Origin of the sequence: Variovorax sp. TBS-050B (genome assembly GCF_029893635.1) — a bacterium.
In the GTDB taxonomy this organism is placed as follows: domain Bacteria; phylum Pseudomonadota; class Gammaproteobacteria; order Burkholderiales; family Burkholderiaceae_C; genus Variovorax.
On record NZ_JARXYR010000002.1, the window covers coordinates 1,915,940 to 1,936,805 of the forward strand.

Genomic DNA, 20,866 nt, shown 5'->3' on the forward strand with positions numbered 1-20,866 from the left:
ATCGTGCAAGACTTCCTACATTCCGAAACAGCGGGCGCGGGCGGCCCGGTGGTGATCGACACCAACATCGCGCTCGACCTTCTGGTGTTCGACAACCCCGAGTGCCTGCCGCTCGCTGCCGCGCTGGCCGCGGGCGAGCTGCGCTGGCTCGCCACGCGCGCGATGCGCGACGAGCTCGCCCGGGTGCTCGGCTACCCGCTGATCGCGGCCCGGCTCGCGCGCCGCGAGATGGCGGCCCAGGCCGTGCTCGCGGCCTTCGATGCCCGCGTGCTGATGCTCGACGAGACACCGCCGCGCGCGCCCTGCGTCTGCAAGGACCCCGACGACCAGGTCTTCATCGACCTGGCCGTGGCACGGCGCGCCCGGCTGCTGAGCAAGGACCAGGCGGTGCTCACGATGCGCAAGCGCCTGGCCGCGCAGGGCGTGGTGGTGCAGGCGGTGCTGGCGATCGGCTAGACGGCGGCGCCGTACCAGCGCCCGAGCAGCCGCGCCACCGCGCGCACGCGCTGGGTGTCGCGGCCCCAGCGGCGGCTCGCGGGCAGGCGCTGGGCCCACTTCATGCGGCGCGCGGCCTCGGCGATGCGGCGGCGCACGGCCTCGTCGACCTCGGCCAGCGCCGCATGCCAGTGCTGGCCCGCGGCCTCGGGCGCGGCGGCCTCGAGCATCATCGCGGTGGAATGCAGGAAGCTGAGCCAGTCGCGCGCCTGGCACTCGGCCAGCGTCATGACCTCCGACGGGTCGTCCTCGAAGTCGATGTAGCCGATCACGCCGTCGGGGCACTGCACCAGGTTGCGGTCGAAGGCCTGGCTCAGGTGCTGGCCGCAGGCGTGCACCTTGGCGATCGCGGCCAGGCCCTCGCGCCAGACCGCGAGCAGCGCCGCCGGCCCGGCCGCCGCGGCCTGGTCGAGCCGCTCCTGCAGCACCACGGTCGCGCGGCCGCTCTCGCCGAGGTCGGAGATCAGCAGCCCGTCGGCCTGCTGCGCCAGCACCGCCGGCACGCGCAGGCCCGCGGCCGCGAGCTGGCGCAGGCGCCGCGCCTCGGTCGCGATCGCCGCCTCGCCGCCCGGGTTGGGCACGGGCTTGATGATGTCGAGCCGTGCCATGCGCGCGACCGCCGCCATCACCCGGTAGCCCCACTTGCCGTGGCGCGGGCCGGCCTTCTTGAGCCACACGCGCTCGCCGCCGAAGCGGTGGCTCGCCACGTTCTTCTGCTGCCGCGGCAGCATGGTGCGCAGGAATTCCGCATAGTCGCCGGGCGCGGGCGCCGGGGGCTGCGGCCCGCCCAGCGGCGCCGGCGCCGATGCGACCCCCTTCGCGCTCTGCAGCCGCGCCGAACCGCGTCGCAAGGGATTCATGCGGCCAGTGCGATGTTCGACACCAGGCCCTGCTGCGCCTGCGTCAGCGGCTGGAAGCTCTCCGCGCTCGCGAGCGGCCAGTAGGTGCGGAACACGTTGTGCTGCTTGTCGAGCGGGCCGAGCAGCGCGCCGGGCTGCACCTGCATCACGAGGTTGCTCAGCAGCCGCACCTCGGTGTCGGAGATGCGGCGCACGATGTGGTGCGCGGTGATCTGCTGCGGATGGTCGAGGCCCGCGGCCTGCACCAGTTCCTGCAGCGCATGCAGCGTGCTGCGGTGGAAGTTGCGCACCCGGTCGGCCTTGGTGGGCACCACCAGCGCCTGCTGGCGCACCGGGTCCTGCGTGGTCACGCCCGTGGGGCAGTGGCCGGTGTGGCAGGTCTGCGCCTGGATGCAGCCCAGCGCCATCATGAAGCCGCGCGCCGCGTTGCACCAGTCGGCGCCCAGCGCCATCATGCGCGCCACGTCGAAGGCCGTGATCACCTTGCCGGCGCAGCCGAGCTTGATGCGGTGGCGCAGGTTCACGCCGATCAGCGTGTTGTGCACCAGCAGCAGGCCCTCCTGCAGCGGCGCGCCCACGTGGTCGCTGAACTCGACCGGCGCGGCGCCCGTGCCGCCCTCGGCGCCGTCCACCACGATGAAGTCGGGCGTGATGCCGGTCGCCTGCATCGCCTTGACGATCGCGAACCACTCCCACGGATGGCCGAGGCAGAACTTGAAGCCCACCGGCTTGCCGCCCGAGAGCTCGCGCAGCCGGGCGATGAAATGCATCATCTCGATCGGCGTGCCGAAGGCGCTGTGCGCCGCGGGCGAGACGCAGTCCACGCCCACGCGCACGCCGCGCGCGGCGGCGATCTCGGGCGTGACCTTGGGCGCCGGCAGCACCCCGCCGTGGCCGGGCTTGGCGCCCTGGCTCAGCTTGATCTCGATCATCTTGACCTGCGGATCGCGCGCGTTCGCGCTGAAGCGCTCGGCGTTGAAGCTGCCGTCGTCGTTGCGGCAGCCGAAGTAGCCCGAGCCGATCTCCCAGATCAGGTCGCCGCCGTGCACGCGGTGGTGCTGCGAGATCGAGCCCTCGCCGGTGTCGTGCGCGAAGCCGCCCATCTTCGCGCCCTGGTTGAGCGCGAGGATGGCGTTGGCCGAGAGCGCGCCGAAGCTCATGGCCGAAATGTTGAACACGCTCGCGCTGTAGGGCTGGGTGCAGGGATGGTCGGCCGCCGCGTGCGCCGTGCCGCCTTCCACCGAATGCGGCGTGCCGCCGATCACGATGCGGAAATCGTGGTTCTCCAGCCGGGTCGGCCGCATCGAGTGGTTGATCCACTCGTAGCCCGAAACCGTCACGTCGAGCTGCGTGCCGAAGGGCCGGTTGTCGGGCTCGCCCTTGGCGCGCTGGTAGACCAGCGAGCGCTGGGCGCGCGAGAACGGCGCGGCCTCGGAATCGCTCTCGATGAAGTACTGCCGCATCTCGGGCCGGATGAACTCCAGCAGGAAGCGCAGGTGGCCGATCACCGGGTAGTTGCGCAGGATCGCGTGGCGCGTCTGCCGCAGGTCGTGCACGCCGGTGCCGCTGAGCACCGCGAAGACCACCAGCCCGAGCCAGGCGCCCCACAGGTGCGGCGCCAGCAGCACGGCGGCCAGGCTGGCCGCGAGGCCGGCCACGCACAGGGCGAAGGCGGTGTAGCGCGTCGGAAGAAAAGGAGTCATCGTGGGCATGGGAAGGAGAAGGCGGCCGGCCTGCTGCATCATAGAGGGCTGCTCCGGACTTGCCATGACCACTTCCCCCGACACCCCCCCGACCCCCGCCACCGCCGCCCTCCAGCCCCTCGGCCCCGACGATTTCGATGCGCTCGACCAGGCGCTCGACGCCATGCGCGAGCACGACGAGGAAATCCCCCAGTGGGAATTCTGCGAGGGCTTCATGGCCGCGCTGATCTGCACCCGCCGCGCCATCGAGCCGGCCGAATACTGGCCCGTGCTGCTCGGCGACGGCTTCGTGCCCGCGCAGCACATGGAGTTCGTCTGGAACTGGAAGCGCCGCTGGCGCGAGATCGAGCAGGGCCTCGACGCCGACGTGCAGTCGCTCGAGGACGAGCGCAGCTGGCAGCCCGAGGTGCTCGACACCCGCGGCGCGATCGCCTCGCTGCCCGAGGAGGAGCGCGCAGAGGTCGAGGGCGAGGAAATTCCCTCGTTCGCCCAGGTGTGGGCGCTCGGCTTCATGTACGCGGTCGAGAACTGGCCCGAGGAATGGGCCGCGCCGCGCGACAAGGAAGCCGCGCAGATGCTCGACGACGCGCTCGACAACATCGTCGCGCTGACCGAGGACGACAAGGCGAAGCCCACGCTCTCGATGTACAGCGACGACGCCCCGCCGAGCGTGAGCCAGCAGCGGCTCGACGACTTCGGCGCCGCGATCTGGGCCGTCTACGACCTGCGCCAGCTCTGGAAGAGCCTGGGCCCGCGCGTGCAGTCGGTGCGGAAGGACGCAGAGCCCGGCCGCAACGATCCCTGCCCCTGCGGCAGCGGAAAAAAATACAAGAAGTGCCACGGCCAGTAGCCGCGGCCGGCCGCTTCAGATCTTGAAGGCGCGCTGGATGTCGGCCCGCACGAGGTCGGCGTACTCGCGGTGCTTGCGGATGTAGCCCGCGATGAACTGGCACACCGGGATCACGTGCAGCCCGCGCGCGCGGGCGTCGTCGAGCACATGCCGCGCGAGGCCCGAGCCCACGCCCTTGCCCTCGAAGGCGGACAGCACCTCGGTGTGCGTGAACATGATCGCGTCGGTCAGCAGGTTGTATTCGGCGTAGCCCGCGAGCTGGCCGTCGAGCATGGCTTCGTAGCGGTGCTGGGCGGCGTTGTCGGCGATGGCGAGGGGGGTCTTGTCGGTCATGGTTCGCGTGCGAGGTAGGTGGCGAGATTGGCGGCCGCGGTGGCGCGGACCTTGTTGCGCAGCATCGGCGTCCAGCCGAGGAACAGCCCGGGCGCGCCGAGCGCCTGGCGCGACCAGCGCCAGAAATCGAAGCTGTCGCGGTGGGTGGCGATCAGCCCCTCGGGCGTGAAGCCGAAGCGCGCGTCGATGCTGTTGTCGACCAGCCGGCCGGTGCTGCTGAATCGGTAGTGTGCGTCCCAGTGGGCCCGGCCGCTCGTCTCGTCGGCCTGCACGTCGCGCCAGCGCAGCTGCCAGACGTCGGCGCCCTTGGCGCGCGTCGCGTCGCAGAGCATGCGCCACATGCCGCCCACGTGGCGGCGGCCGCGCAGCGAGAAGGCCTCGTCGTCGAAGGCCGCGTCGTCCGCGTAGCAGGCGGCCATGGTGCGGGCGTCGAGCCGCGAGAAGGCGTCGTAGAAGCGCTCGATGGTCCGGGCGTTGGCTTCTGCTGTCATGAGGCCCTTCCTTGTTTTGTACGATGGACGATGCCGGCCGCGGGAACGTCCCTGCGGCGCGGCATCATAGACGGCGCGCGGCCGACGCGCGCGCCGTGCACGACACGCGGGTCCCGACAGCGGCCCGCCCGGAGGCGACATCATGGCGGAAGCGCTCAACGACTGGCAGTTCATCGAGGCGGTTCTGGCGGCGCGCACGCTCGCCGAGGTGGAGCGCATCAGCCGCAGCGCCATGGCGGCCATGGGCTTCAACCACTGCGCCTACGTGCTGAAACGGCCTGCGCCGGTGCCGGAACCGGCGGGCGGCGATCCGCTCTTCTTCTTCCCACGACCTGCCCGAGGACTGGGCCAGGACGCGTTACGCGTCGCTGCGCAGCAGCGCCGGCGAAGCGGCCGATGCGCGCGTGCAGCACGTGCGCGCCGGCATGCCCGCCACCGCGTGGAGCTGGCTCGGGGAGGTCAGCCACACGCGCATGGACATCGGCCAGCGCGCGAAGGGGCTGCTGCGCAGTGCCGGCGAGCACGGCCTCAAGGCCGGCCTGACGGTTCCGCTCTGGACGCCGGGCATCCACTGGGCCTTCATGACCCTCACCACCGACGCGACCGCGGATCTGCGCGAACTGCGCTCCACGCTCGGGCCGATGAACTACTTCGCTTCCTGCCTGCATTCGACCGTGCGCCGCCTGCAGGGCGATCGCCACGTGCCGCGCCTGAGCGCGCGGCAGCGCGAGGTGCTGCACTGGGTGGCCAGCGGCAAGTCGACCTGGGACATCTCCGAGATCCTGAACATCAGCGAGCGCACGGTCTACTTCCATCTCGACGGCGCCGCCCGCAAGCTCGACACGCAGGGGCGCATGGCCACCTGCGCACGCGCGCTGGCGCTCGGCCTTCTGCATCCCTGAGCGGACCGGAGGACCCCTGTCGCAACCGACAGGGGTGGCGCGCCGGCCGCGCGCGCCGCTGCTTCAATCGCCGCGAAGCGCATGCGAGGCCCCGCGACGGGCGCCCCGCGGCAGCGCATTCGAGGAATGGAGCCATGAGCGAACGCCGGAATTTCGTGCGTCTTCTGGGAGGTGGCATCGTGGTCGCGGCGGGAGCCACGGCGTTCGCGACCTGGTGGCTGAACGACGAGGTGCCTGCCGCCGCGCTGGAGGCGTGGCAGGGCCCCCGCGGCGAGCGCGACCCGCGCCGCCGTGCGATCGCCTATGCGGTGACGGCACCGACCGCCTACAACGCCCAGCCCTGGGTGGTAGACCTGCGCGAACCCGATGCGATCGTGCTCTTCTGCGACCGCGGACGGCTGCATCTCGAGAGCGATCCGTTCGGCCGCCAGGCGCTGATCGGCCACGGCGCGTTCATCGAGCTGCTGGTGATGGCACTGGCGCAGCACGGCCTGCGCGCCGTGGTGCAGCTCTGGCCGCAGGGCGAGCCCGGCCGCGATCCGCGCCACTGGCACGACCTGCCCGTGGCACGGCTGCGGCTTTCGGACGGCGGCGCGCCCGATCCGCTGTTCGCGCACGTGCTGCGCCGGCGCACCCCGCGGCAGCGCTTCGACACCGGCCGCGCGGTCTCGTCCGAGGTCCTGCAGGGGCTCGACGCCGCGGTTCCCGCGCACGGGGTGGTGCAGTCCGGCGGCACGGTCGATCCCGCGCGCGTGCGGCCGCTGCGCCGGCTGTGCATGGCGGCGGCGCGGCTGGAAATCAGCACCCCGGGCACCGGGCTCGAGAACCTGCGGCAGCAGCGCATCGGGCCGCGGGAGATCCTCGCGCACCGCGACGGCCTGGCGGTGAACGAGCCGGCGCTGCGCCTGGCGGCGGCGCTCGGGCAGCTCGACCGCAGCACGCCGGCGCCCGAAGACAGCGGCTGGTTCAGGCAGATGCTGGGGATGCACGAGGAACAGGCCGCAACGGCGATGGGTTTCGTCTGGCTCAGCACGCGCGGCAACAGCCGCACCGAGCAGATCGAGGCCGGGCGCGCCTTCGTGCGGCAGCAGCTGCACGCCACCGGCCTGGGGCTCGGCATGCAGCCGATGAGCCAGCCGCTGGAGGAATTTGCCGAGATGGCGCCGCACCGTGCGGCGGCGCACGACATGCTGCTCGGCGGCCCGCTGCCGGCATGCGATGCGCGCCGCGCCGGCGCGGGTGCCACGCTGCAGATGATCTGCCGCGTCGGCTATCCGATGGCGCCCGTGCCGCCCGCGCCGCGGCGGCCGCTGCAGTCCTTCGTGCGGGCCTGAGCGGCCGGTTCAGGTCCGGCCGGGTTGGCCGAGCAGCACCACCAGCGCCTGCAGCGCGCACTGCACCGTGGCCGCGCGCACCGCGGCCCGGTCGCCGTCGAAGCGGCGGCGCTCGGTGCGCACCTGGCCGTCGACCGACCAGCCGAACCACACGGTGCCGACGGGTTTCTCGGGGCTGCCGCCCGTCGGGCCCGCCACGCCCGTCACCGCCACCGCCACGCGCGCGCCCGAGCGCGCGGCGGCGCCCTCGGCCATCGCGCGCGCCACGGGTTCGCTGACGGCGCCATGGGCCGCGATCAGCGCCGCATCCACGCCCAGCATCTCGGTCTTGGCCGCGTTCGAGTAGGTGACGAAGCCGCGGTCGAACCAGGCGCTGGAGCCCGCGAGTTCGGTGCAGGCGCCCGCGATCAGCCCGCCGGTGCAGCTTTCGGCCGTGGCCATGGTCCAGCCTTTGTCGAGCAGCAGTTCGGCCAGCGCCGCGACCAGCGCAGGCGTGTCGGCATCGGCGGAAGGCTGCGGAGGAAGCGTCGGTTGCATCGGGCTCACCATGCGCGCCAGAGCGCAATCACCAGCAGCGTGCAGAAGGCCGCCACCAGATCGTCGAAAAGAATGCCGAAGCCCGCGCGCCACCAGTTCACCGGTGCGCCGGCCGGCGTCTTGTAGAGCGCATCGGCCCAGCCGACCGGCCCGGGCTTGACCGCGTCGAAGAAGCGGAACAGGCCGAAGGCCACCGCCTGCGCGAGCAGCCCGGCCGGCGTCACGAGCCACAGCACGAGCCAGAACGCCACCACCTCGTCCCAGACCACGCAGCCCGGATCGGTCACGCCGAGGTCGCGCGCCGTGATGCTGCAGGCCCACCAGCCGAGCGGCAGCGAGGCCAGGATGATCCAGCCGATGGTGGCCGGCGAGAACCAGAGCTGCATCACCGCGAAGGCCGCCCAGGCCCAGAGCGTGCCCACGGTGCCCGGCGCCATGCGCGGCAGCCCGGCGCCGAAGCCCAGGGCGATCAGGTGCGCCGGGTGCGCGCGCAGGAAGGCGGCGGTGGGGCGTGGCGGCGCGGAGGCGGAAGGAGGAAGAACGGAGGGATCGGCTTGCATCGCCCCGGAGTGTCGCGCATCCGGCGCACGCCGTATGCTCGGCGCCTCGTCTTTTGCGCGCGAGCGCCATCACGCCATGCACATCACCTCCGCCCGAATCGGCCGTTTCCGCGCGCTCTGCGCCTGCCTCGTCTTCGGACTGCTGCTCGCGGCCTGCGGCAGCAAGGAACCCGCGCAGCGCGCCGCCTTCATCGGCTTCCTGCAGGCGCGCGTGCTCGACAAGCCGGGCCTGCGCGTGCCCGCGCCCACGGCCGAGGAAAAGGCCTCGTTCGGCGACTATGCGCAGCACTACGCGGTGATCGCCGATTTCAACGAGGGCATGAACAAGTCCGTCAGCCAGCCGATGACCCAGGTCATGGCCAAGGGCGCGCTGCGCTCGGTCGCCGACCTGGCGGCGCGGCGCGACGACATCCAGGCCGCGAAGCAGGGCCTGGGCGGCCTGCGCACCGCGCTCGACCAGGAGCTCGCCAAGGCCGACGGCGCGCGCGCCAGGCTGCAGCAGCCCGACGACCTCAAGGCGGTCTACGACAAGGCCTACGAGAAGACCGTCTCGGCGCCCGCCGCCACCTTCAAGGAGGTGTTCCCCGCGCTCGACGGCGTGTTCGACGGCGCGCTCGCGCTCGGCGACTACATCGAGAAGAACAAGGCCAAGATCCAGGTCTCGGGGACGACGCTGCGCGTCACCGATCCGGCCGTGCAGGCCGAGCTCGACCGGATGCTGCAGGCGCTCAACGGCCAGTCGAAGGCGATCAACGCCGCGCAGGCCAAGATGCAGGCGATGGTGCGCGGGTCCTGATCAGCCGAAGTGGTCGAAGGAGCCGAAGCGCTGCGCCACCGGCGCGCCGGCGGCATCGACGATGCGCAGCCCCGGCGCGGCCTCGATGCGGCCGATGCGCGTGACGCGCGTGGCGCTCTCGCGGCCGGCCTGCTCGACCGCGGCGCGCGCCGCGGCAGGCGCGGTGAACACCAGCTCGTAGTCGTCGCCGCCCGAGAGCGCGCAGCCGCGCAGCGTCTCGGCGTCCAGCCCCGGCGTGCCGGCGGCGGCCACCAGGCCCGCGGCCGCGTCGGCGTCGAGCGTGGCGCCGACCCGGCTGGCCGCGAGGATGTGGCCCAGGTCGCCCACCAGGCCGTCGCTCACGTCCACCGCCGCCGAGGCCGTGCCGCGCAGCGCCTGGCCCAGCGCGACGCGCGGCGTGGGCTGCTCCATGCGCGTGCGTGCCGCCTCGAAAGCCTCGGCCGGCAGCGCCAGCGTGCCGCGGAACACCTCGAGCGCGAGCCGCGCATCGCCGAGCGTGCCGCTGGCCCAGATGTCGTCGCCCGCGCGCGCGCCCGAGCGCAGCAGCGCCGCGCCGGCCGGCACTTCGCCGAACACCGTGATGCAGATGTTGAGCGGCCCACGCGTGGTGTCGCCGCCCACCAGCTCGCAGCCATGCTGGTCCGCGAGCGCCAGCAGCCCGCGCGAGAAGCCCTCGAGCCACGGCGCATCCACCGCCGGCAGTGCCAGCGCGAGCGTGAAGGCCAGCGGCTTCGCGCCGCAGGCCGCCAGGTCGCTGAGGTTCACCGCCAGCGCCTTGTGGCCGAGCCGTACCGGATCGACCGTCGAGAGGAAATGCCGGCCCTCGACCAGCATGTCCGACGACACCGCGAGCTGCATGCCCGGTGCCGGCGCCAGCAGCGCGCAGTCGTCGCCCACGCCGAGCGGCGAGCGCTTCGCGGGGCGGTGGAAGTAGCGTGCGATCAGGTCGAATTCACCCATGGGGCGAGCATAGCGCCCCGCGTGCGCACGCCCGGTCAGGCCCGCGCGCGCCGGTTCGACATGACCACGTTGTCCTTCTCGATCGCGGTGCCGGCCTGCAGCGCTTCGATCCAGGCCCCGGTGGTCGTCACGGCCGCGAAGTTGCTGTGGAACACCACGCTGAAGACGCGGTGGATCTCCTCGGCGCTCGCGCGGCCGGCGGCGTTGGCGTAGGGCAGGGCGCCGCTCGCGTCCGAGAGGAACTCCACCTTCAGGCCGCGGTGCATGGCCTCGAACACGGTCGAGGCGTCGCAGTTGTGCGTCATGTAGCCCACCACGCTCAGCGTGTCGATGCGGTTCGCCGCGATCCAGTCGCCGAAGTCGGTGCCGGTGAACACGCTCGGGAAGGCCTTGGTGACCAGGTGGTCGTGCGGCCGCTTCGCGACTTCGGGATGCAGCTGGCCGTTGTGCGCATCGGCCTGGAACACCGGCGCGCCCGCGGGCGCATGGTGGCGCACCACCACCACCGGCGTGCCGGCGGCGCGCGCGGCATCCATGGCGCGGGTGATGTTGGGCAGCGACTGCTCGACGGGCGGGTATTCGATCGGCAGGCCGCCGCCTTCGAAGTACTCGTTCTGCACGTCGATGACGACGAGGGCGCGGCGCGGTGCGGTCTGGCTCATGGCGTATGGCTCTTGAAGATGGGTTGCGATGGCACCGATTCTGGAGGCCGCCGGCCGCGCGAGAAAGTGGCCCGGATGCCATTCGTCGATAAGATCGGGCCATGGCCTCGACCACCCCGGAAACCATCGCCGTCGTCGCCTTCGACGGCATCAGCCCCTTCCACCTGTCCGTGCCCTGCATGGTCTTCGGCGAAGACCGCACCGAGACCGGCGAGCCGCGCTTCCGCCTGCGCGTCTGCGGCTTCGAGCCCGGGCCGCTCGCCACCAACGCGGGCTTCACGCTCTCGGTGCCGCACGGCCTCGAGGCCATCCGCCAGGCGCAGATCGTGATCGTGCCCTCGTGGCGCGACGACGGCCGGCCCGCGCCACCCGCGCTGCTGCGCGCGCTCGAGGCCGCGCACCGGCGCGGCGCGATCGTGGTGGGCCTGTGCCTCGGCGCCTTCGTGCTGGCCGAGGCCGGGCTGCTCGACGGCCGGCCCGCGAGCACGCACTGGAAGCTCGCCGATACGTTCGCGCGCAAGTACCCGAAGGTGCGGCTGCATCCCGAGGTGCTCTACGTGGACGACGGCGACGTGCTCACCTCGGCCGGCACGGCCGCGGGCATCGACTGCTGCCTGCACCTGCTGCGCGTGCGCCACGGCGCCGAGGCCGCGAACCGCGCGGCGCGCCGCATGGTGGTGGCGCCGCACCGGCAGGGCGGGCAGGCGCAGTACATCGAGCAGCCCATCGCAGCCGCCGCCGACGGCGACCGGCTCGCACCGCTGCTCGAATGGCTGGGCCGCCACCTGCAGGGCGCGCACGAACTCGATGCGCTCGCCCGGCGCGCGCTGATGAGCCGGCGCACCTTCACGCGGCGCTTCCGCGAGGCCACGGGCACCACGGTCGGCCAGTGGCTGCAGAACCAGCGCCTCGCGCTCGCGCAGCGGCTGCTCGAGACCACCGACCGGCCCGTGGAGCGCGTGGCCGCGGATGCGGGCTTCGGCTCGGCGGTGTCGCTGCGCAAGCACTTCACCTCGGCGTTCAAGGTCTCGCCGGCGGCGTATCGGCGGCAGTTCTCGCAGCAGGCCGGGGCGGCTTGAGCGGGGAGCAAATTGCTTGCGACTTGTTCAGTCGGAGAGAATGAATCTTGCGTCCAAACGGTCTAGCAGGTCGAAGGTATCGATCCAGGCGACGCCATAGTGCTGGCAGACATTGGGAATCAGGAATTTTTTGCGGTTCTGCAGATTCAGGCGCTCGTGCGTCACGATGGTATGGCCCGTGACACGCGCCTTGGCGATCAACCAGGGATCAGCACCGCTCAGAAACTCGTCGAGCGCGCCAGCTTTCATGCTCGTTGTCTGCGCCGCGAGATGTCCTGCAATTTCGGCGAAGGCTGTTTGCGTGGCTTCGTCCGACTCGGCCAGAAAGAGGTCCGCCTGCGACTTCACCCACTGCGCGAGCTCATCGTTTCCCCGACGAAGTTCCGCACTTACGCTCTCGACGCTGGCCAGCCTTCCCTCGCGTTTCGTCCGGGTCAGCCAAGTCCAGTATCCGGGACAGAAACGCATCTGGTAGTAGCGGTTCTTGGCCTCGATGAGGGTGTTGGAATCCAGCAGATAACTCATGACCCGAGCTGCTCAGCAAACTTTCGAATCTTGTCTGGCTGTATGCCGAGCAATCGGCCCGCGTCGCGTAGAAGAAGGCGGCCGCTCAGGGCTTCTGTCACGACCGCCTGTGCGAACCTCGCGCTGTTCTTGAACTCGGCGTTGCGGTAGAAGCTTCCTCCCGCATTCTCCTGATTCCGGAATGCAGCAAGCATGGCGAAGTAGCGGTCGTTGTAGATCGCTCGGTCGATCAAACCCAGGTCCAGTGCGCGCCGCATGATGACGAAGCGACTGACGTGGAACCGTGCGGCCAGTTCCGCGATCCGGCTGTCGAACTCTTCCGGCGCCAATTGCCAGTGTGCTCGGAAAGTGTGTTCAGGCGCCAGAAACTCGCCCGCGACAGCATTGCAGAAAACTTCTTCATGACGGGCATCGGCTGGCGACACATGGGAAACACCGCTGCTGCCGATCCAGATATGTGCCAGTTCGTGCAGCAAGGTGAAGAGCCTTGCTGCCGGAGCATCCGCCGAGTTGATGAAGACGACCGGCGCTTGCGCATCGCTGATTGCGAAGCCTCTAAATTCGCTCACTTCGAGTTTTCGACGCGTGTTGTTCCCTACGACGCCGCTTCGCATGATCAGGACCCCGGCGCGTTCCGCAGCCTGGACCAGATCTCGAAAGTAAACCTCCCAGGTCCGCTGTCCTGTTTCGATGTCAACCTTCAGCTCTCGCCGGATATCTGCAGCTACGTCTTCGATCCGTGCACTGGTGTTGAAACGGCCGACGAAAGGAAGCGAGTCCAACTCATGATCTTGCCGATACTCCAAATACCAAGCCTGGCGTTGCAAGGCGATGCGGACAGTGTCGAGAAGGTTGAGGCTCGGGGGCTCGGCGGGCCGACCAGCCACGGTTCGCAGATCGGGAAGCGGGAGCGTCTCTTGAGGCGGCGCATCAAGAAACAGGTATCCGAACGGGGCGTGAAGTGCGTGCGCCAGATGCTGTGCCTGGCGAAAGGTGGGGCGGCTTTCCCCGGCTTCCCACGAGGCGAGTTGCGCCGATTTGACATTGGCAGTTTGCGCGGCGTCCTCGAGAGACAAGCCCGCACGGTCTCGGGCCCAACGCAAGAGCGCAGGGTTGATGAGTGCCTGGGTTGCCATACCTCAAGGATAAGGGATGGCACGCGGCAGCGTGCCCGAATCGTCCAGCGGGATTTCGCGCGGGCGGAAAAACTCTACGATCCGCCGCGGAACCGCAGCGCCGCCTGCCGCACCACCTCCGCGAGCAGCCGCTCCTTGCCCTGCTTCTCGCGCAGCCAGCGCGCGTCGTTGCGGTTGGCCTCGACGCTGGTGCGCAGCTCGCCGAGCGCGCGCGTGGCGTTGAGCGCCTCGCTGTGCCATTCGAGCTGGGTCATGGTCATGAGGATGTGGTCGCGCAGCGGCATGTGCTGCCCGGTGGCGGGGTCGACGTACACCGCGTCGAGGCCGAAGCGGCAGGCCTGGAAGCGGTTGTAGGTGTAGACGAGGTAGTCGTCCTCGGTCGGCTCGAAGGGCTGCTCCTGCAGGAACCACGCGGCCAGCGACTGCACGTAGCCCGCGAGCGCGGCGGCGCGCTCGACGGTGAGCGGCGTGTCGAAGACGCGGATCTCGATGGTGCCGAACTCGGGCTTGGGCCGGATGTCCCAGTAGAAGTCCTTCATGCTGCGCACGACGCCGGTGCGGGTCATGCGCTCGAAGTAGGCCTCGAACTCCTTCCAGCTCAGCGTGAAGGGCGCGCGGCCCGAGAGCGGGAAGGCGAACACCGAGTTGAGCCGCGCCGAATCGAACTGCGTGTCCTGCCCCTGCACGAAGGGCGACGAGGCCGACAGCGCGATGAAGTGCGGGATGTAGCGCGACATGCGGTGCAGCATCAGGAGCGCCGCATCGGCGTCGGGGCAGCCGATGTGCACGTGCTGGCCGAAGATGGTGAACTGCTTGCTCAGGTAGCCGTAGAGCTCCGACAGCTCGCGAAAGCGCGGCTTGTCGTAGATGCGCCGTTCGTGCCACTGCTGGAACGCATGCGTGCCGCCGCCGACCACCGCGATGTTGAGCTTGTCGGCATTGCGGATCAGCGCCTCGCGGATCGGCGTGAGCTGGCGGATCACGTCCTCGGCCGAATGGCAGATGTCGGTCGAGATCTCGATCATGCTCGAGGTCATCTCGGGCACCACGCTGCCGGGCAGCGGGGTCTGCGCCATCAGGCGCAGCATGTCCTCGGCATAGGGCGCGAGGTCGTAGTCGTGCGTGTTGACGAGCTGCAGCTCGAGCTCCACGCCGAGCGACAGCGCCTCCGAGCGGTTGAAGGGCTCGAGCTGCACCACGCGGCTTTCCGGGTCCGCGGGCAGCGGGGCGGTGCGGAAGTCGTCGCTGTCCGCGGGGTTCGCGGCCGCGGCGGCGTCGTTCAGGGGCATGGGCGCGCTCATCGCTGCGTGTCCTCCGTGGTGCTGAAGGCCTGCGGCGCCCAGGGCACCGAGCTCTCGCCGACGGCATGGATCGCCACCGTGGCGAGCACCGCGCCGAGCACTTCCATCAGCAGGATCGAGGGCAGCGCCACCTGCGTGATCATGGTGCCGAGCAGCGGCGAGGCGGTGGTGAAGTTCGAGGCGATCAGCAGCGCGATCGACGACAGCGGCGACATCGCGCAGCCGACCCAGAAGGCCTGGTTCCAGCTCGCGCCGCTGCCGGGGTTGGCGATCGCCACGCCCGCGATCTTGGCGAACAGCCGGATGCCGATCACCGCCAGCACCACGCTCGCCACGGGCAGCGTCCAGTCGGCCTGCGCCGCGACCATGGACACCAGCACGAACATCAGCATCGTGAGCAGCGAGGCGGCGGTGCCGAGCTGCCGCTGCCAGGCCCAGGGCTTGGGATTGAGCGTCTTGAGCAGCACGCCGCCGACCAGCGCCGCGAGCGGCGCCGAGCCGCCGAAATGCGCGGTCAGCGCCGCGCCGGCCGCGATCAGCGCGAGCAGCAGGATCGAGGTGTTCTCGCTCGTCGGGCTCATGAAGCGCAGCGCCATGCGCAGCGCCAGCGCGAGGATGCCGCCGATCACGAACGAGAGCCCGAGCACCACCGCCACCGGATAGAGCTTCTGCAGCAGCGTCTGCGGCGCGCGCTCGATCAGGCCGGCCTGCGCATAGCCGAGCGCGAGCGCGTAGAAGGTGTTGAGCGTGGCCAGCGTCATCGCGCGTTCGGTCACCGGGCCCGAGGCGCGGGTGTCCATGATCACGCGGCTCAGCACCGCGGGCGAGGCGACGATGGCCATCAGCGCGATCGGGTTCGCCACCGGATCGGGCAGGCCCAGCAGCCGCAGCATCCACAGCACGCCGAAGTAGGTCAGCGTGGCTTCGAGCAGGCTCTGCACCAGCACCATCGGGTTGTGGCGGAACCAGCGCAGCGGCAGCCGGCCGCCGGCCTCGAACAGCACCACGGCCGCGCCGAGCTCGAGCAGGAACAGGCTGATGCCGCGCAGCGGCCAGATCGCGCCCTCGAAGCCGGCGAAGCCGAACACCGCGCCGACCATCGAATAGCCCACCACCTTCGGAAAGCCGAGGTAGCGCTGCACCACATGGCCCGAGACGGCCGCGGCCGCCAGCAGCAGCGACCACAGCACCGTCGGCAGGCCGGCCGACGGCCGCAGCCATTCGGACCAGAAGCCCAGCATCTCGTTGATGAAATTCGTCAGATTCATTCAGATAGGAAAAAGCGGATGGCCGGCTGCGTCCGCACGGGAGCGGAGGAAGCCAGGCCCGGAATGCGTGTGCGCATGAAGTCGTCCCACCCTCGCGCCCGAGCGGCGCCGGGAAAAGCGCCGATGCGGGTTTGTAACGCATCGCAGCGACAGGCCCGTGCAGGACAAGGGCGTTTTCTGTGCCGCCCGCGATCATGCCGGCGGCCAGATCCGGCCGGCGCCGTGCTAGTGCAGCACCCGGGAGACCGGCGCACCGCCGATGTCGGCCTCCAGCACGAACATCGGGATCGGCACGTCGAAGCGTTCGCCCTCTTCGGTCACCACCAGGTAGCTGCCGTGCATCGTGCCGCTCGGCGCCTGCAGCCGGCAGCCGCTCGTGTAGCGGAACGATTCGCCGGGTGCCAGGAGCGGCTGCTGGCCGATCACGCCGAGGCCCTTGACTTCCTGCGCATGGCCCGAGGCGTCGTTGATGAGCCAGTGGCGGGCGATGAGCTGCGCGCCCGTCGGGCCCACGTTGGTCACCGTGACGGTGTAGGCGAAGGTGTAGACCTTGTCCTTGGGAGAGGACTGGTCCGCGAGGTAGCGCGGCTCGACCTGGACACTGAAGGGGCTCTGGGACATGGGCGCGATGGTAACTGGCCGGGGCCGGCGGCGGCTGCGACAATCGGCGCCATGAGCACGCCGTTCCGCATCGCCCCCTCCATCCTCTCCGCCGATTTCGCCCGCCTGGGCGACGAACTGACCCGGGTCATCGCTGCCGGCGCCGACTGGATCCACTTCGACGTCATGGACAACCACTACGTGCCGAACCTGACCTTCGGTCCGATGGTCTGCAAGGCGCTGCGGCCCTATGCCAGGACCGCCGACGGCACGCCGGTGCCGATCGACGTGCACCTGATGATCGAGCCCGTCGATGCGCTCGCCGCCGCGTTCGCCGAGGCGGGCGCCGACTACATCAGCTTCCATCCCGACGCCTCGCCGCACGTGAACCGAAGCATCCAGGCCATCCGCGCCGCGGGCTGCAAGCCGGGGCTGGTGTTCAACCCGGGGCTGGGGCTGGAGGCGCTCGACTGGGCGATCGACGACATCGACCTGGTCCTGATCATGAGCGTGAACCCGGGCTTCGGCGGCCAGAGCTTCATCGACTCGGCGCTGCGCAAGATCGAGCTCGCGCGCGAGCGCATCACGCAGAGCGGCCGCGACATCCGGCTCGAAGTGGACGGCGGCATCAAGGCCGACAACATCGCGCGCGTCGCCTCGGCGGGCGCCGACACCTTCGTGGCCGGCAGCGCGATCTTCAATGCCAAGGACTACGCGGCGGTGATCGCGCAGATGCGCGCGCAGCTCGCGGGCGTGGCGCAGCGCTGAGCGGGGTGGCCGGCGCGGTCGGCGCTCAGCGCCGGAGCTTGTCGTTGTAGACCCGGTCGGTCTCGGCGCCGCGGCTGGTGTCGACCACGCCGCGCTCGACGTCGTCGTGGCCCTTGCGGCCCATCTGCGAATGCTGTCCGTCCTGCGCCTCCTGGCTGTCGGCGGACTGGTCGCGCTCGTGCGGCAGGCGCGGCGCCGAATCGCCGCCCTGCTCGACCTTGGTGTCGCCGCCGCCCGCGTCGCGCAGCGGGTCGTTCGGGGTGGCGGGGTCCTTCTTGGGCGACGGGGGCTGGCTGCTGCTGCTCATGGCATGGTTCCTTCACTGCTACGCGTTCGTAGGTTGCACCGCTCAGCGTGCCCCGCCGCACCCGGCGCCCCGGTAGGACAGCCGAGGCAGGCGCTGTAGGTCCGCCGCGCCGCGGGCAGGCACCGCGCAGGGCCACAAGGCGCCTGAGGATCGCGCTATCGATACAGGAGCATCTTTGCGTGGGCCGGAGCCCTCCGCAATAATCGCCCGGATGTCCTCCGATCCCCTGGCCGCCACGGCCACCGACAGCCTGCGCATCCACGCCTTCGCTTCGCTGAACCCCGGCCCGCGGCTGCTCGTGCTCGGCGGCGTGCACGGCGACGAGACCTGCGGCACCGCCGGCATCGAGCGCGTGCTGGCCGAGCTCGACGGCGGCGCCTTCCAGCTGCTGCGCGGCGAGCTCACGCTCGTGCCCGTGGCCAATCCGCTCGCGCGCCGGCGCCTGCAGCGCGAGGGCGAGCGCAACCTCAACCGCCTGTTCAAGCCCCAGGCGGCGCCCGCCGACTACGAAGGCCGCGTGACCAACGTGCTGTGCCCGGTCATCGAGCGGCACGACGTGCTGCTCGACCTGCACTCCTTCCAGAGCGCCGGCGAGGCCTTCGCGATGATCGGGCCGCGCGACAACACCGGTTCGCTCGAGCCCTTCGCGCGCGCCGCGGAGGAGGGGCTGCTCGCGCTGCACCTCGGCACCCCGATCGTGGTGGAGGGCTGGCTCGACATCTACGCCGCCGGGCTCGCGCAGCGCGCCGCCGGCGGCGCGGTGGCGGAGGACGCCATCGACTTCGGCCGCGGCACCAACGAGTACATCCGCAGCTGCGGCGGCTACGGCGTCACGCTCGAATGCGGCCAGCACCAGGACCCCGAGGCGCCCGAGGTCGCCTGGCGCGCGATCCGCCGCGCGCTCGCGCTGCTCGGCATGGCGCCGCTGCCACAGGGGCTCGCGGCGCTGCCGCCGGCGCCGCCGCGGCTGCTCCGGCTCGCCAGCGTGACCGACCGGCTGCACGAGGACGACAGCTTCGTGCGCGACTGGGCGACCTTCGATGCGGTGCGGCGCGGCGAACCCATCGGCATGCGCCACGACGGCACGCTGCTCTGCGCGCCGGACGACGGCTTCATCGTGTTTCCCAACCCGCTCGCGCTGCCGGGCGCCGAATGGTTCTACTTCGCCCGGCCCAGCGAGCGCGTGCTCGGGCCGGCGCCGGCTGCCGCCGCCTGAACCTACGCGCCGCGCCGCCACGCTCCTACACCCGGCGCGGCGCAGGCGCGCAAAGTTCGCAGACTGAAGGAGTGTGTCCATGGCAGTCTCGAAAAAAGCATCCGCGCCGCGCGTCCTGTGGAAGGGCGCGATCAGCTTCGGCCTCGTCCACATCCCGGTCGCGCTGTATTCCGCCACCTCCAGCCAGGGGATCGACTTCGACTGGCTCGACAAGCGCACCATGGACCCGGTGGGCTACAAGCGCATCAACAAGAAGACCGGCAAGGAGATCGCGCGCGAGAACATCGTCAAGGGCATCGAGTACGAGGACGGCGAGTACGTGGTGCTGAGCCCGAAGGAGATCGAGGATGCGTATCCCAAGACCACGCAGACCATCGAGATCGAGAGCTTCGTGCCCGCCAACGGCATTCCCTTCGTCTACCTCGAGCGGCCCTACTACGTGGCGCCGATCAACCGCGGCACCAAGGTGTATGCGCTGCTGCGCGAGACGCTGCAGCGCACCGGCCGCATCGGCGTGGCGCGGGTCGTGATCCAGACCAAGCAGCACCTGGCCGCGCTGGTGCCCGTGGGCGCGGGGCTGGTGCTGAACCTGCTGCGCTGGGGCGCCGACATCCGGCCCTGGGACGAGCTGCCGCTGCCTTCGGAGAACGCCAAGAAGGCCGGCCTCACCGAGCGCGAACTCAAGATGGCGGAGCAGCTGGTCGAGGACATGAGCGGCGAGTGGGACCCGGACCGCTTCAAGGACGAGTTCAAGGACGAGATCATGCGGCTGGTGGAGCGCAAGGTCGCCGCCGGCCAGACCGAGACCGTGACGCCGATCGAGCCCGAGGAAAGCCAGACCATCGAGAACCGCGGCGCCAAGATCATCGACCTCACCGAGCTGCTGCAGCGCAGCCTGCGCAAGGGCGGCGGAGGCGGCAAGCAGTCGGCCGCGTCCCGCGCCGCCGACGAGGATGACGACGACGAAGACGACGGCGAAGATGCCGCGCCCGCGAAATCGAAGCCTCGCGCCAGCGCCAAGACCAAGGGCAAGGCGCACGGCAAGACCGCCGCCAAGACCACGGCCAGCGCCGCCCGCAAGCGCACCGGCACCACCACCAAGACCGCCGCGGCCCGGCGCCGCGCGGCATGAGCGCCGCCCGGCCGCCCGAAGAGGCTCGCACCGCAGCCCGCCAGGGCGAAGGTCGTCCAATGACCGCCCGCGGCACCACGACCTGGCCGCCCGAGGCCGCGCGGATCCGCGAGCGCGCAAGCCGTCCCCAGCCGCAGCGCGCAGCCGCCGCGACCGCGAGCAGCAACGTCAAGCTCCCGCGCGTCACCCACGCGGAGCGCGTGATCGATGCCGCGAGCGGCCTCACCAAGGGCGATCTCGCGGCCTACTACGCAAGCGTCGCGCCGCTGATCCTGCCGCACCTCAAGGGCCGGCCGGTGGCGCTGGTGCGCGCGCCCGATGGCGTGGGCGGCGAGCTGTTCTTCCAGAAGCATGCGCAGCACAGCGAGATCGCGGGCATCAAGCTGCTCGACCCCGCGCTCGATCCGGGCCACGAGCCGCTGCTGCAGATCGACACGCCGCGCGCGCTGCTCGGCGCCGCGCAGTTCAACACCGTCGAGCTGCACACCTGGAACGCCACCTCGCGCGCCATCGCCAAGCCCGACCGCATGACCTTCGACCTCGACCCCGGCGAGGGCGTCGACTGGCAGCAGATCCAGGAGGCGGCGCTGCTGGTGCATCTGCTGCTCGACGAGCTCGGCCTGCCCTCGTTCCTCAAGACCAGCGGCGGCAAGGGGCTGCACGTGGTGGTGCCGCTCAGGCGCGACCTGGGCTGGGACGAGGTGCGGGGCTTCTCGCGCGCGATCGTCGAGCACCTCGCGCGCATCGTGCCCGAGCGTTTCGTCGCCAAGAGCGGACCGCGCAACCGTGTCGGAAAGATATTCGCCGACTACCTGCGCAACGGCTTCGGCGCCACCACCGCCTGCGCCTGGTCGGCGCGCGCGCGGCCCGGCATGGGCATCTCGGTGCCGCTGGCGTGGGAGGAACTGCCCGACCTTTCGGGCCCCGCGCACTGGACCGTCGCCAACGCGGCCGAGCGCATCGCCGTCGGCAATGCGCCGTGGGAGGCGATGGAGCAGCGCCGCACCGGCCTGCGCAAGGCGATGGCGATGCTCGGCTACATGCCCTGAGA

General features: G+C 70.9%; 23 protein-coding genes and 1 pseudogene. 10 read left to right on the forward strand and 14 right to left on the reverse strand.

What is annotated here, in order from left to right; all coding sequences use genetic code 11:
* The first annotated feature begins 3 nt into the window (after positions 1 to 3).
* Positions 4 to 456: a putative toxin-antitoxin system toxin component, PIN family gene (locus M2165_RS12060; RefSeq protein ID WP_280814863.1), complete on the forward strand. Its 453-nt coding sequence runs from the start codon at positions 4 to 6 to the stop codon at positions 454 to 456.
* On the opposite strand, the gene M2165_RS12065 is transcribed toward M2165_RS12060, so the two are convergent.
* Together M2165_RS12065 and M2165_RS12070 are read right to left on the reverse strand one after the other, a co-directional pair.
* Complete coding sequence (locus tag M2165_RS12065) at positions 453 to 1,355, reverse strand: hypothetical protein (protein ID WP_280814864.1); 903 nt, start codon at positions 1,353 to 1,355, stop codon at positions 453 to 455. The two genes, M2165_RS12060 and M2165_RS12065, sit on opposite strands and share 4 nt — an antisense overlap.
* Entirely contained in the window at positions 1,352 to 3,067 is a 1,716-nt protein-coding gene (locus M2165_RS12070; RefSeq protein ID WP_280814865.1) for an FMN-binding glutamate synthase family protein, read from the reverse strand. Before M2165_RS12070 ends, M2165_RS12065 begins: the two co-directional genes overlap by 4 nt.
* 55 nt (positions 3,068 to 3,122) lie before the next feature.
* Here M2165_RS12070 and M2165_RS12075 point away from each other — a divergent pair, with 55 nt between their 5' ends.
* A complete protein-coding gene (locus M2165_RS12075; RefSeq protein WP_280814866.1) occupies positions 3,123 to 3,908 on the forward strand; it encodes a YecA family protein in 786 nt (261 codons plus the stop codon).
* Between the two features lie 15 nt (positions 3,909 to 3,923).
* Here M2165_RS12075 and M2165_RS12080 read toward each other — a convergent pair whose 3' ends face one another.
* A complete protein-coding gene (locus M2165_RS12080; RefSeq protein WP_280814867.1) occupies positions 3,924 to 4,241 on the reverse strand; it encodes a GNAT family N-acetyltransferase in 318 nt (105 codons plus the stop codon).
* Positions 4,238 to 4,732 (reverse strand): nuclear transport factor 2 family protein, encoded by a 495-nt coding sequence (locus tag M2165_RS12085; protein WP_280814868.1) that lies wholly within the window; start codon positions 4,730 to 4,732, stop codon positions 4,238 to 4,240. The genes M2165_RS12080 and M2165_RS12085 overlap by 4 nt, the downstream gene beginning before the upstream one ends.
* A gap of 404 nt (positions 4,733 to 5,136) precedes the next feature.
* On the opposite strand from M2165_RS12085, the gene M2165_RS12090 reads away from it, so the two are divergent.
* Together M2165_RS12090 and M2165_RS12095 are read left to right on the forward strand one after the other, a co-directional pair.
* Complete coding sequence (locus M2165_RS12090; protein WP_280814869.1) at positions 5,137 to 5,634, forward strand: LuxR family transcriptional regulator; 498 nt, start codon at positions 5,137 to 5,139, stop codon at positions 5,632 to 5,634.
* A 134-nt stretch (positions 5,635 to 5,768) separates the two neighbouring features.
* Positions 5,769 to 6,968 (forward strand): twin-arginine translocation pathway signal protein, encoded by a 1,200-nt coding sequence (locus M2165_RS12095; protein WP_280814870.1) that lies wholly within the window; start codon positions 5,769 to 5,771, stop codon positions 6,966 to 6,968.
* A gap of 9 nt (positions 6,969 to 6,977) precedes the next feature.
* Here M2165_RS12095 and M2165_RS12100 read toward each other — a convergent pair whose 3' ends face one another.
* Positions 6,978 to 7,505, reverse strand: a complete 528-nt coding sequence (locus tag M2165_RS12100) for a CinA family protein (protein ID WP_280814871.1) — start codon at positions 7,503 to 7,505, stop codon at positions 6,978 to 6,980.
* A 5-nt stretch (positions 7,506 to 7,510) separates the two neighbouring features.
* Positions 7,511 to 8,065, reverse strand: a complete 555-nt coding sequence (locus tag M2165_RS12105) for a phosphatidylglycerophosphatase A (protein WP_280814872.1) — start codon at positions 8,063 to 8,065, stop codon at positions 7,511 to 7,513.
* Positions 8,066 to 8,141: 76 nt separating this feature from the next.
* Between M2165_RS12105 and M2165_RS12110 the strand changes: the two genes are divergently transcribed.
* A complete protein-coding gene (locus tag M2165_RS12110; protein ID WP_280814873.1) occupies positions 8,142 to 8,861 on the forward strand; it encodes a DUF3053 domain-containing protein in 720 nt (239 codons plus the stop codon).
* Here M2165_RS12110 and thiL read toward each other — a convergent pair whose 3' ends face one another.
* Positions 8,862 to 9,821 carry a thiamine-phosphate kinase gene (gene thiL / locus M2165_RS12115; protein WP_280814874.1) on the reverse strand — a complete coding sequence of 320 codons (960 nt, stop codon included), beginning with the start codon at positions 9,819 to 9,821 and terminating at the stop codon, positions 8,862 to 8,864. It lies immediately after the preceding gene.
* Positions 9,822 to 9,856: 35 nt separating this feature from the next.
* Positions 9,857 to 10,483 carry a cysteine hydrolase family protein gene (locus tag M2165_RS12120; protein ID WP_280814875.1) on the reverse strand — a complete coding sequence of 209 codons (627 nt, stop codon included), beginning with the start codon at positions 10,481 to 10,483 and terminating at the stop codon, positions 9,857 to 9,859.
* A gap of 101 nt (positions 10,484 to 10,584) precedes the next feature.
* Between M2165_RS12120 and M2165_RS12125 the strand changes: the two genes are divergently transcribed.
* Complete coding sequence (locus M2165_RS12125; protein WP_280814876.1) at positions 10,585 to 11,562, forward strand: helix-turn-helix domain-containing protein; 978 nt, start codon at positions 10,585 to 10,587, stop codon at positions 11,560 to 11,562.
* 27 nt (positions 11,563 to 11,589) lie between these two features.
* On the opposite strand, the gene M2165_RS12130 is transcribed toward M2165_RS12125, so the two are convergent.
* The 5 genes from M2165_RS12130 to apaG form a co-directional block, all read right to left on the reverse strand.
* A complete protein-coding gene (locus M2165_RS12130) occupies positions 11,590 to 12,087 on the reverse strand; it encodes a DUF4411 family protein (protein WP_280814877.1) in 498 nt (165 codons plus the stop codon).
* Complete coding sequence (locus M2165_RS12135) at positions 12,084 to 13,223, reverse strand: XRE family transcriptional regulator (protein WP_280814878.1); 1,140 nt, start codon at positions 13,221 to 13,223, stop codon at positions 12,084 to 12,086. Before M2165_RS12135 ends, M2165_RS12130 begins: the two co-directional genes overlap by 4 nt.
* A gap of 74 nt (positions 13,224 to 13,297) precedes the next feature.
* On the reverse strand, positions 13,298 to 14,419 hold the full coding sequence (locus tag M2165_RS12140; protein ID WP_280817525.1) for a YbdK family carboxylate-amine ligase: 1,122 nt from the start codon (positions 14,417 to 14,419) through the stop codon (positions 13,298 to 13,300).
* A 101-nt stretch (positions 14,420 to 14,520) separates the two neighbouring features.
* The gene (locus M2165_RS12145) at positions 14,521 to 15,792 is read right to left on the reverse strand and encodes a cation:proton antiporter (protein ID WP_280814879.1); all 1,272 of its coding nucleotides are present in this window, start codon (positions 15,790 to 15,792) and stop codon (positions 14,521 to 14,523) included.
* Positions 15,793 to 16,017: 225 nt separating this feature from the next.
* Positions 16,018 to 16,413: a Co2+/Mg2+ efflux protein ApaG gene (gene apaG, locus M2165_RS12150; RefSeq protein WP_280814880.1), complete on the reverse strand. Its 396-nt coding sequence runs from the start codon at positions 16,411 to 16,413 to the stop codon at positions 16,018 to 16,020.
* 51 nt (positions 16,414 to 16,464) lie between these two features.
* Here apaG and rpe point away from each other — a divergent pair, with 51 nt between their 5' ends.
* A complete protein-coding gene (rpe, locus tag M2165_RS12155) occupies positions 16,465 to 17,160 on the forward strand; it encodes a ribulose-phosphate 3-epimerase (protein WP_280814881.1) in 696 nt (231 codons plus the stop codon).
* Between the two features lie 25 nt (positions 17,161 to 17,185).
* Here rpe and M2165_RS12160 read toward each other — a convergent pair whose 3' ends face one another.
* The gene (locus tag M2165_RS12160; protein WP_280814882.1) at positions 17,186 to 17,467 is read right to left on the reverse strand and encodes a hypothetical protein; all 282 of its coding nucleotides are present in this window, start codon (positions 17,465 to 17,467) and stop codon (positions 17,186 to 17,188) included.
* Positions 17,468 to 17,678: 211 nt separating this feature from the next.
* Between M2165_RS12160 and M2165_RS12165 the strand changes: the two genes are divergently transcribed.
* From M2165_RS12165 to ligD, 3 genes and pseudogenes are all read left to right on the forward strand, one after another.
* Positions 17,679 to 18,683, forward strand: a complete 1,005-nt coding sequence (locus tag M2165_RS12165) for a succinylglutamate desuccinylase/aspartoacylase family protein (protein ID WP_280814883.1) — start codon at positions 17,679 to 17,681, stop codon at positions 18,681 to 18,683.
* Positions 18,684 to 18,762: 79 nt separating this feature from the next.
* Complete coding sequence (locus M2165_RS12170) at positions 18,763 to 19,815, forward strand: Ku protein (protein ID WP_280814884.1); 1,053 nt, start codon at positions 18,763 to 18,765, stop codon at positions 19,813 to 19,815.
* A gap of 179 nt (positions 19,816 to 19,994) precedes the next feature.
* A pseudogene (gene ligD, locus M2165_RS12175) lies at positions 19,995 to 20,864 on the forward strand (non-homologous end-joining DNA ligase); the annotation flags it as partial.
* Positions 20,865 to 20,866: the final 2 nt, after the last annotated feature.

Coding starts and splice junctions, on each gene's coding strand:
- M2165_RS12105 (WP_280814872.1), bottom strand. CDS start 8,065: ATGCAAGCCGATCCCTCCGTTCTTCCTCCTTCCGCCTCCGCGCCGCCA.
- M2165_RS12125 (WP_280814876.1), top strand. CDS start 10,585: ATGGCCTCGACCACCCCGGAAACCATCGCCGTCGTCGCCTTCGACGGC.
- M2165_RS12110 (WP_280814873.1), top strand. CDS start 8,142: ATGCACATCACCTCCGCCCGAATCGGCCGTTTCCGCGCGCTCTGCGCC.
- apaG (WP_280814880.1), bottom strand. CDS start 16,413: ATGTCCCAGAGCCCCTTCAGTGTCCAGGTCGAGCCGCGCTACCTCGCG.
- M2165_RS12065 (WP_280814864.1), bottom strand. CDS start 1,355: ATGAATCCCTTGCGACGCGGTTCGGCGCGGCTGCAGAGCGCGAAGGGG.
- M2165_RS12100 (WP_280814871.1), bottom strand. CDS start 7,505: ATGCAACCGACGCTTCCTCCGCAGCCTTCCGCCGATGCCGACACGCCT.
- M2165_RS12170 (WP_280814884.1), top strand. CDS start 18,763: ATGGCAGTCTCGAAAAAAGCATCCGCGCCGCGCGTCCTGTGGAAGGGC.
- M2165_RS12080 (WP_280814867.1), bottom strand. CDS start 4,241: ATGACCGACAAGACCCCCCTCGCCATCGCCGACAACGCCGCCCAGCAC.
- M2165_RS12095 (WP_280814870.1), top strand. CDS start 5,769: ATGAGCGAACGCCGGAATTTCGTGCGTCTTCTGGGAGGTGGCATCGTG.
- thiL (WP_280814874.1), bottom strand. CDS start 9,821: ATGGGTGAATTCGACCTGATCGCACGCTACTTCCACCGCCCCGCGAAG.
- M2165_RS12070 (WP_280814865.1), bottom strand. CDS start 3,067: ATGCCCACGATGACTCCTTTTCTTCCGACGCGCTACACCGCCTTCGCC.
- M2165_RS12085 (WP_280814868.1), bottom strand. CDS start 4,732: ATGACAGCAGAAGCCAACGCCCGGACCATCGAGCGCTTCTACGACGCC.
- M2165_RS12145 (WP_280814879.1), bottom strand. CDS start 15,792: ATGAATCTGACGAATTTCATCAACGAGATGCTGGGCTTCTGGTCCGAA.
- M2165_RS12075 (WP_280814866.1), top strand. CDS start 3,123: ATGACCACTTCCCCCGACACCCCCCCGACCCCCGCCACCGCCGCCCTC.
- M2165_RS12160 (WP_280814882.1), bottom strand. CDS start 17,467: ATGAGCAGCAGCAGCCAGCCCCCGTCGCCCAAGAAGGACCCCGCCACC.
- M2165_RS12135 (WP_280814878.1), bottom strand. CDS start 13,223: ATGGCAACCCAGGCACTCATCAACCCTGCGCTCTTGCGTTGGGCCCGA.
- M2165_RS12120 (WP_280814875.1), bottom strand. CDS start 10,483: ATGAGCCAGACCGCACCGCGCCGCGCCCTCGTCGTCATCGACGTGCAG.
- M2165_RS12130 (WP_280814877.1), bottom strand. CDS start 12,087: ATGAGTTATCTGCTGGATTCCAACACCCTCATCGAGGCCAAGAACCGC.
- M2165_RS12165 (WP_280814883.1), top strand. CDS start 17,679: ATGTCCTCCGATCCCCTGGCCGCCACGGCCACCGACAGCCTGCGCATC.
- rpe (WP_280814881.1), top strand. CDS start 16,465: ATGAGCACGCCGTTCCGCATCGCCCCCTCCATCCTCTCCGCCGATTTC.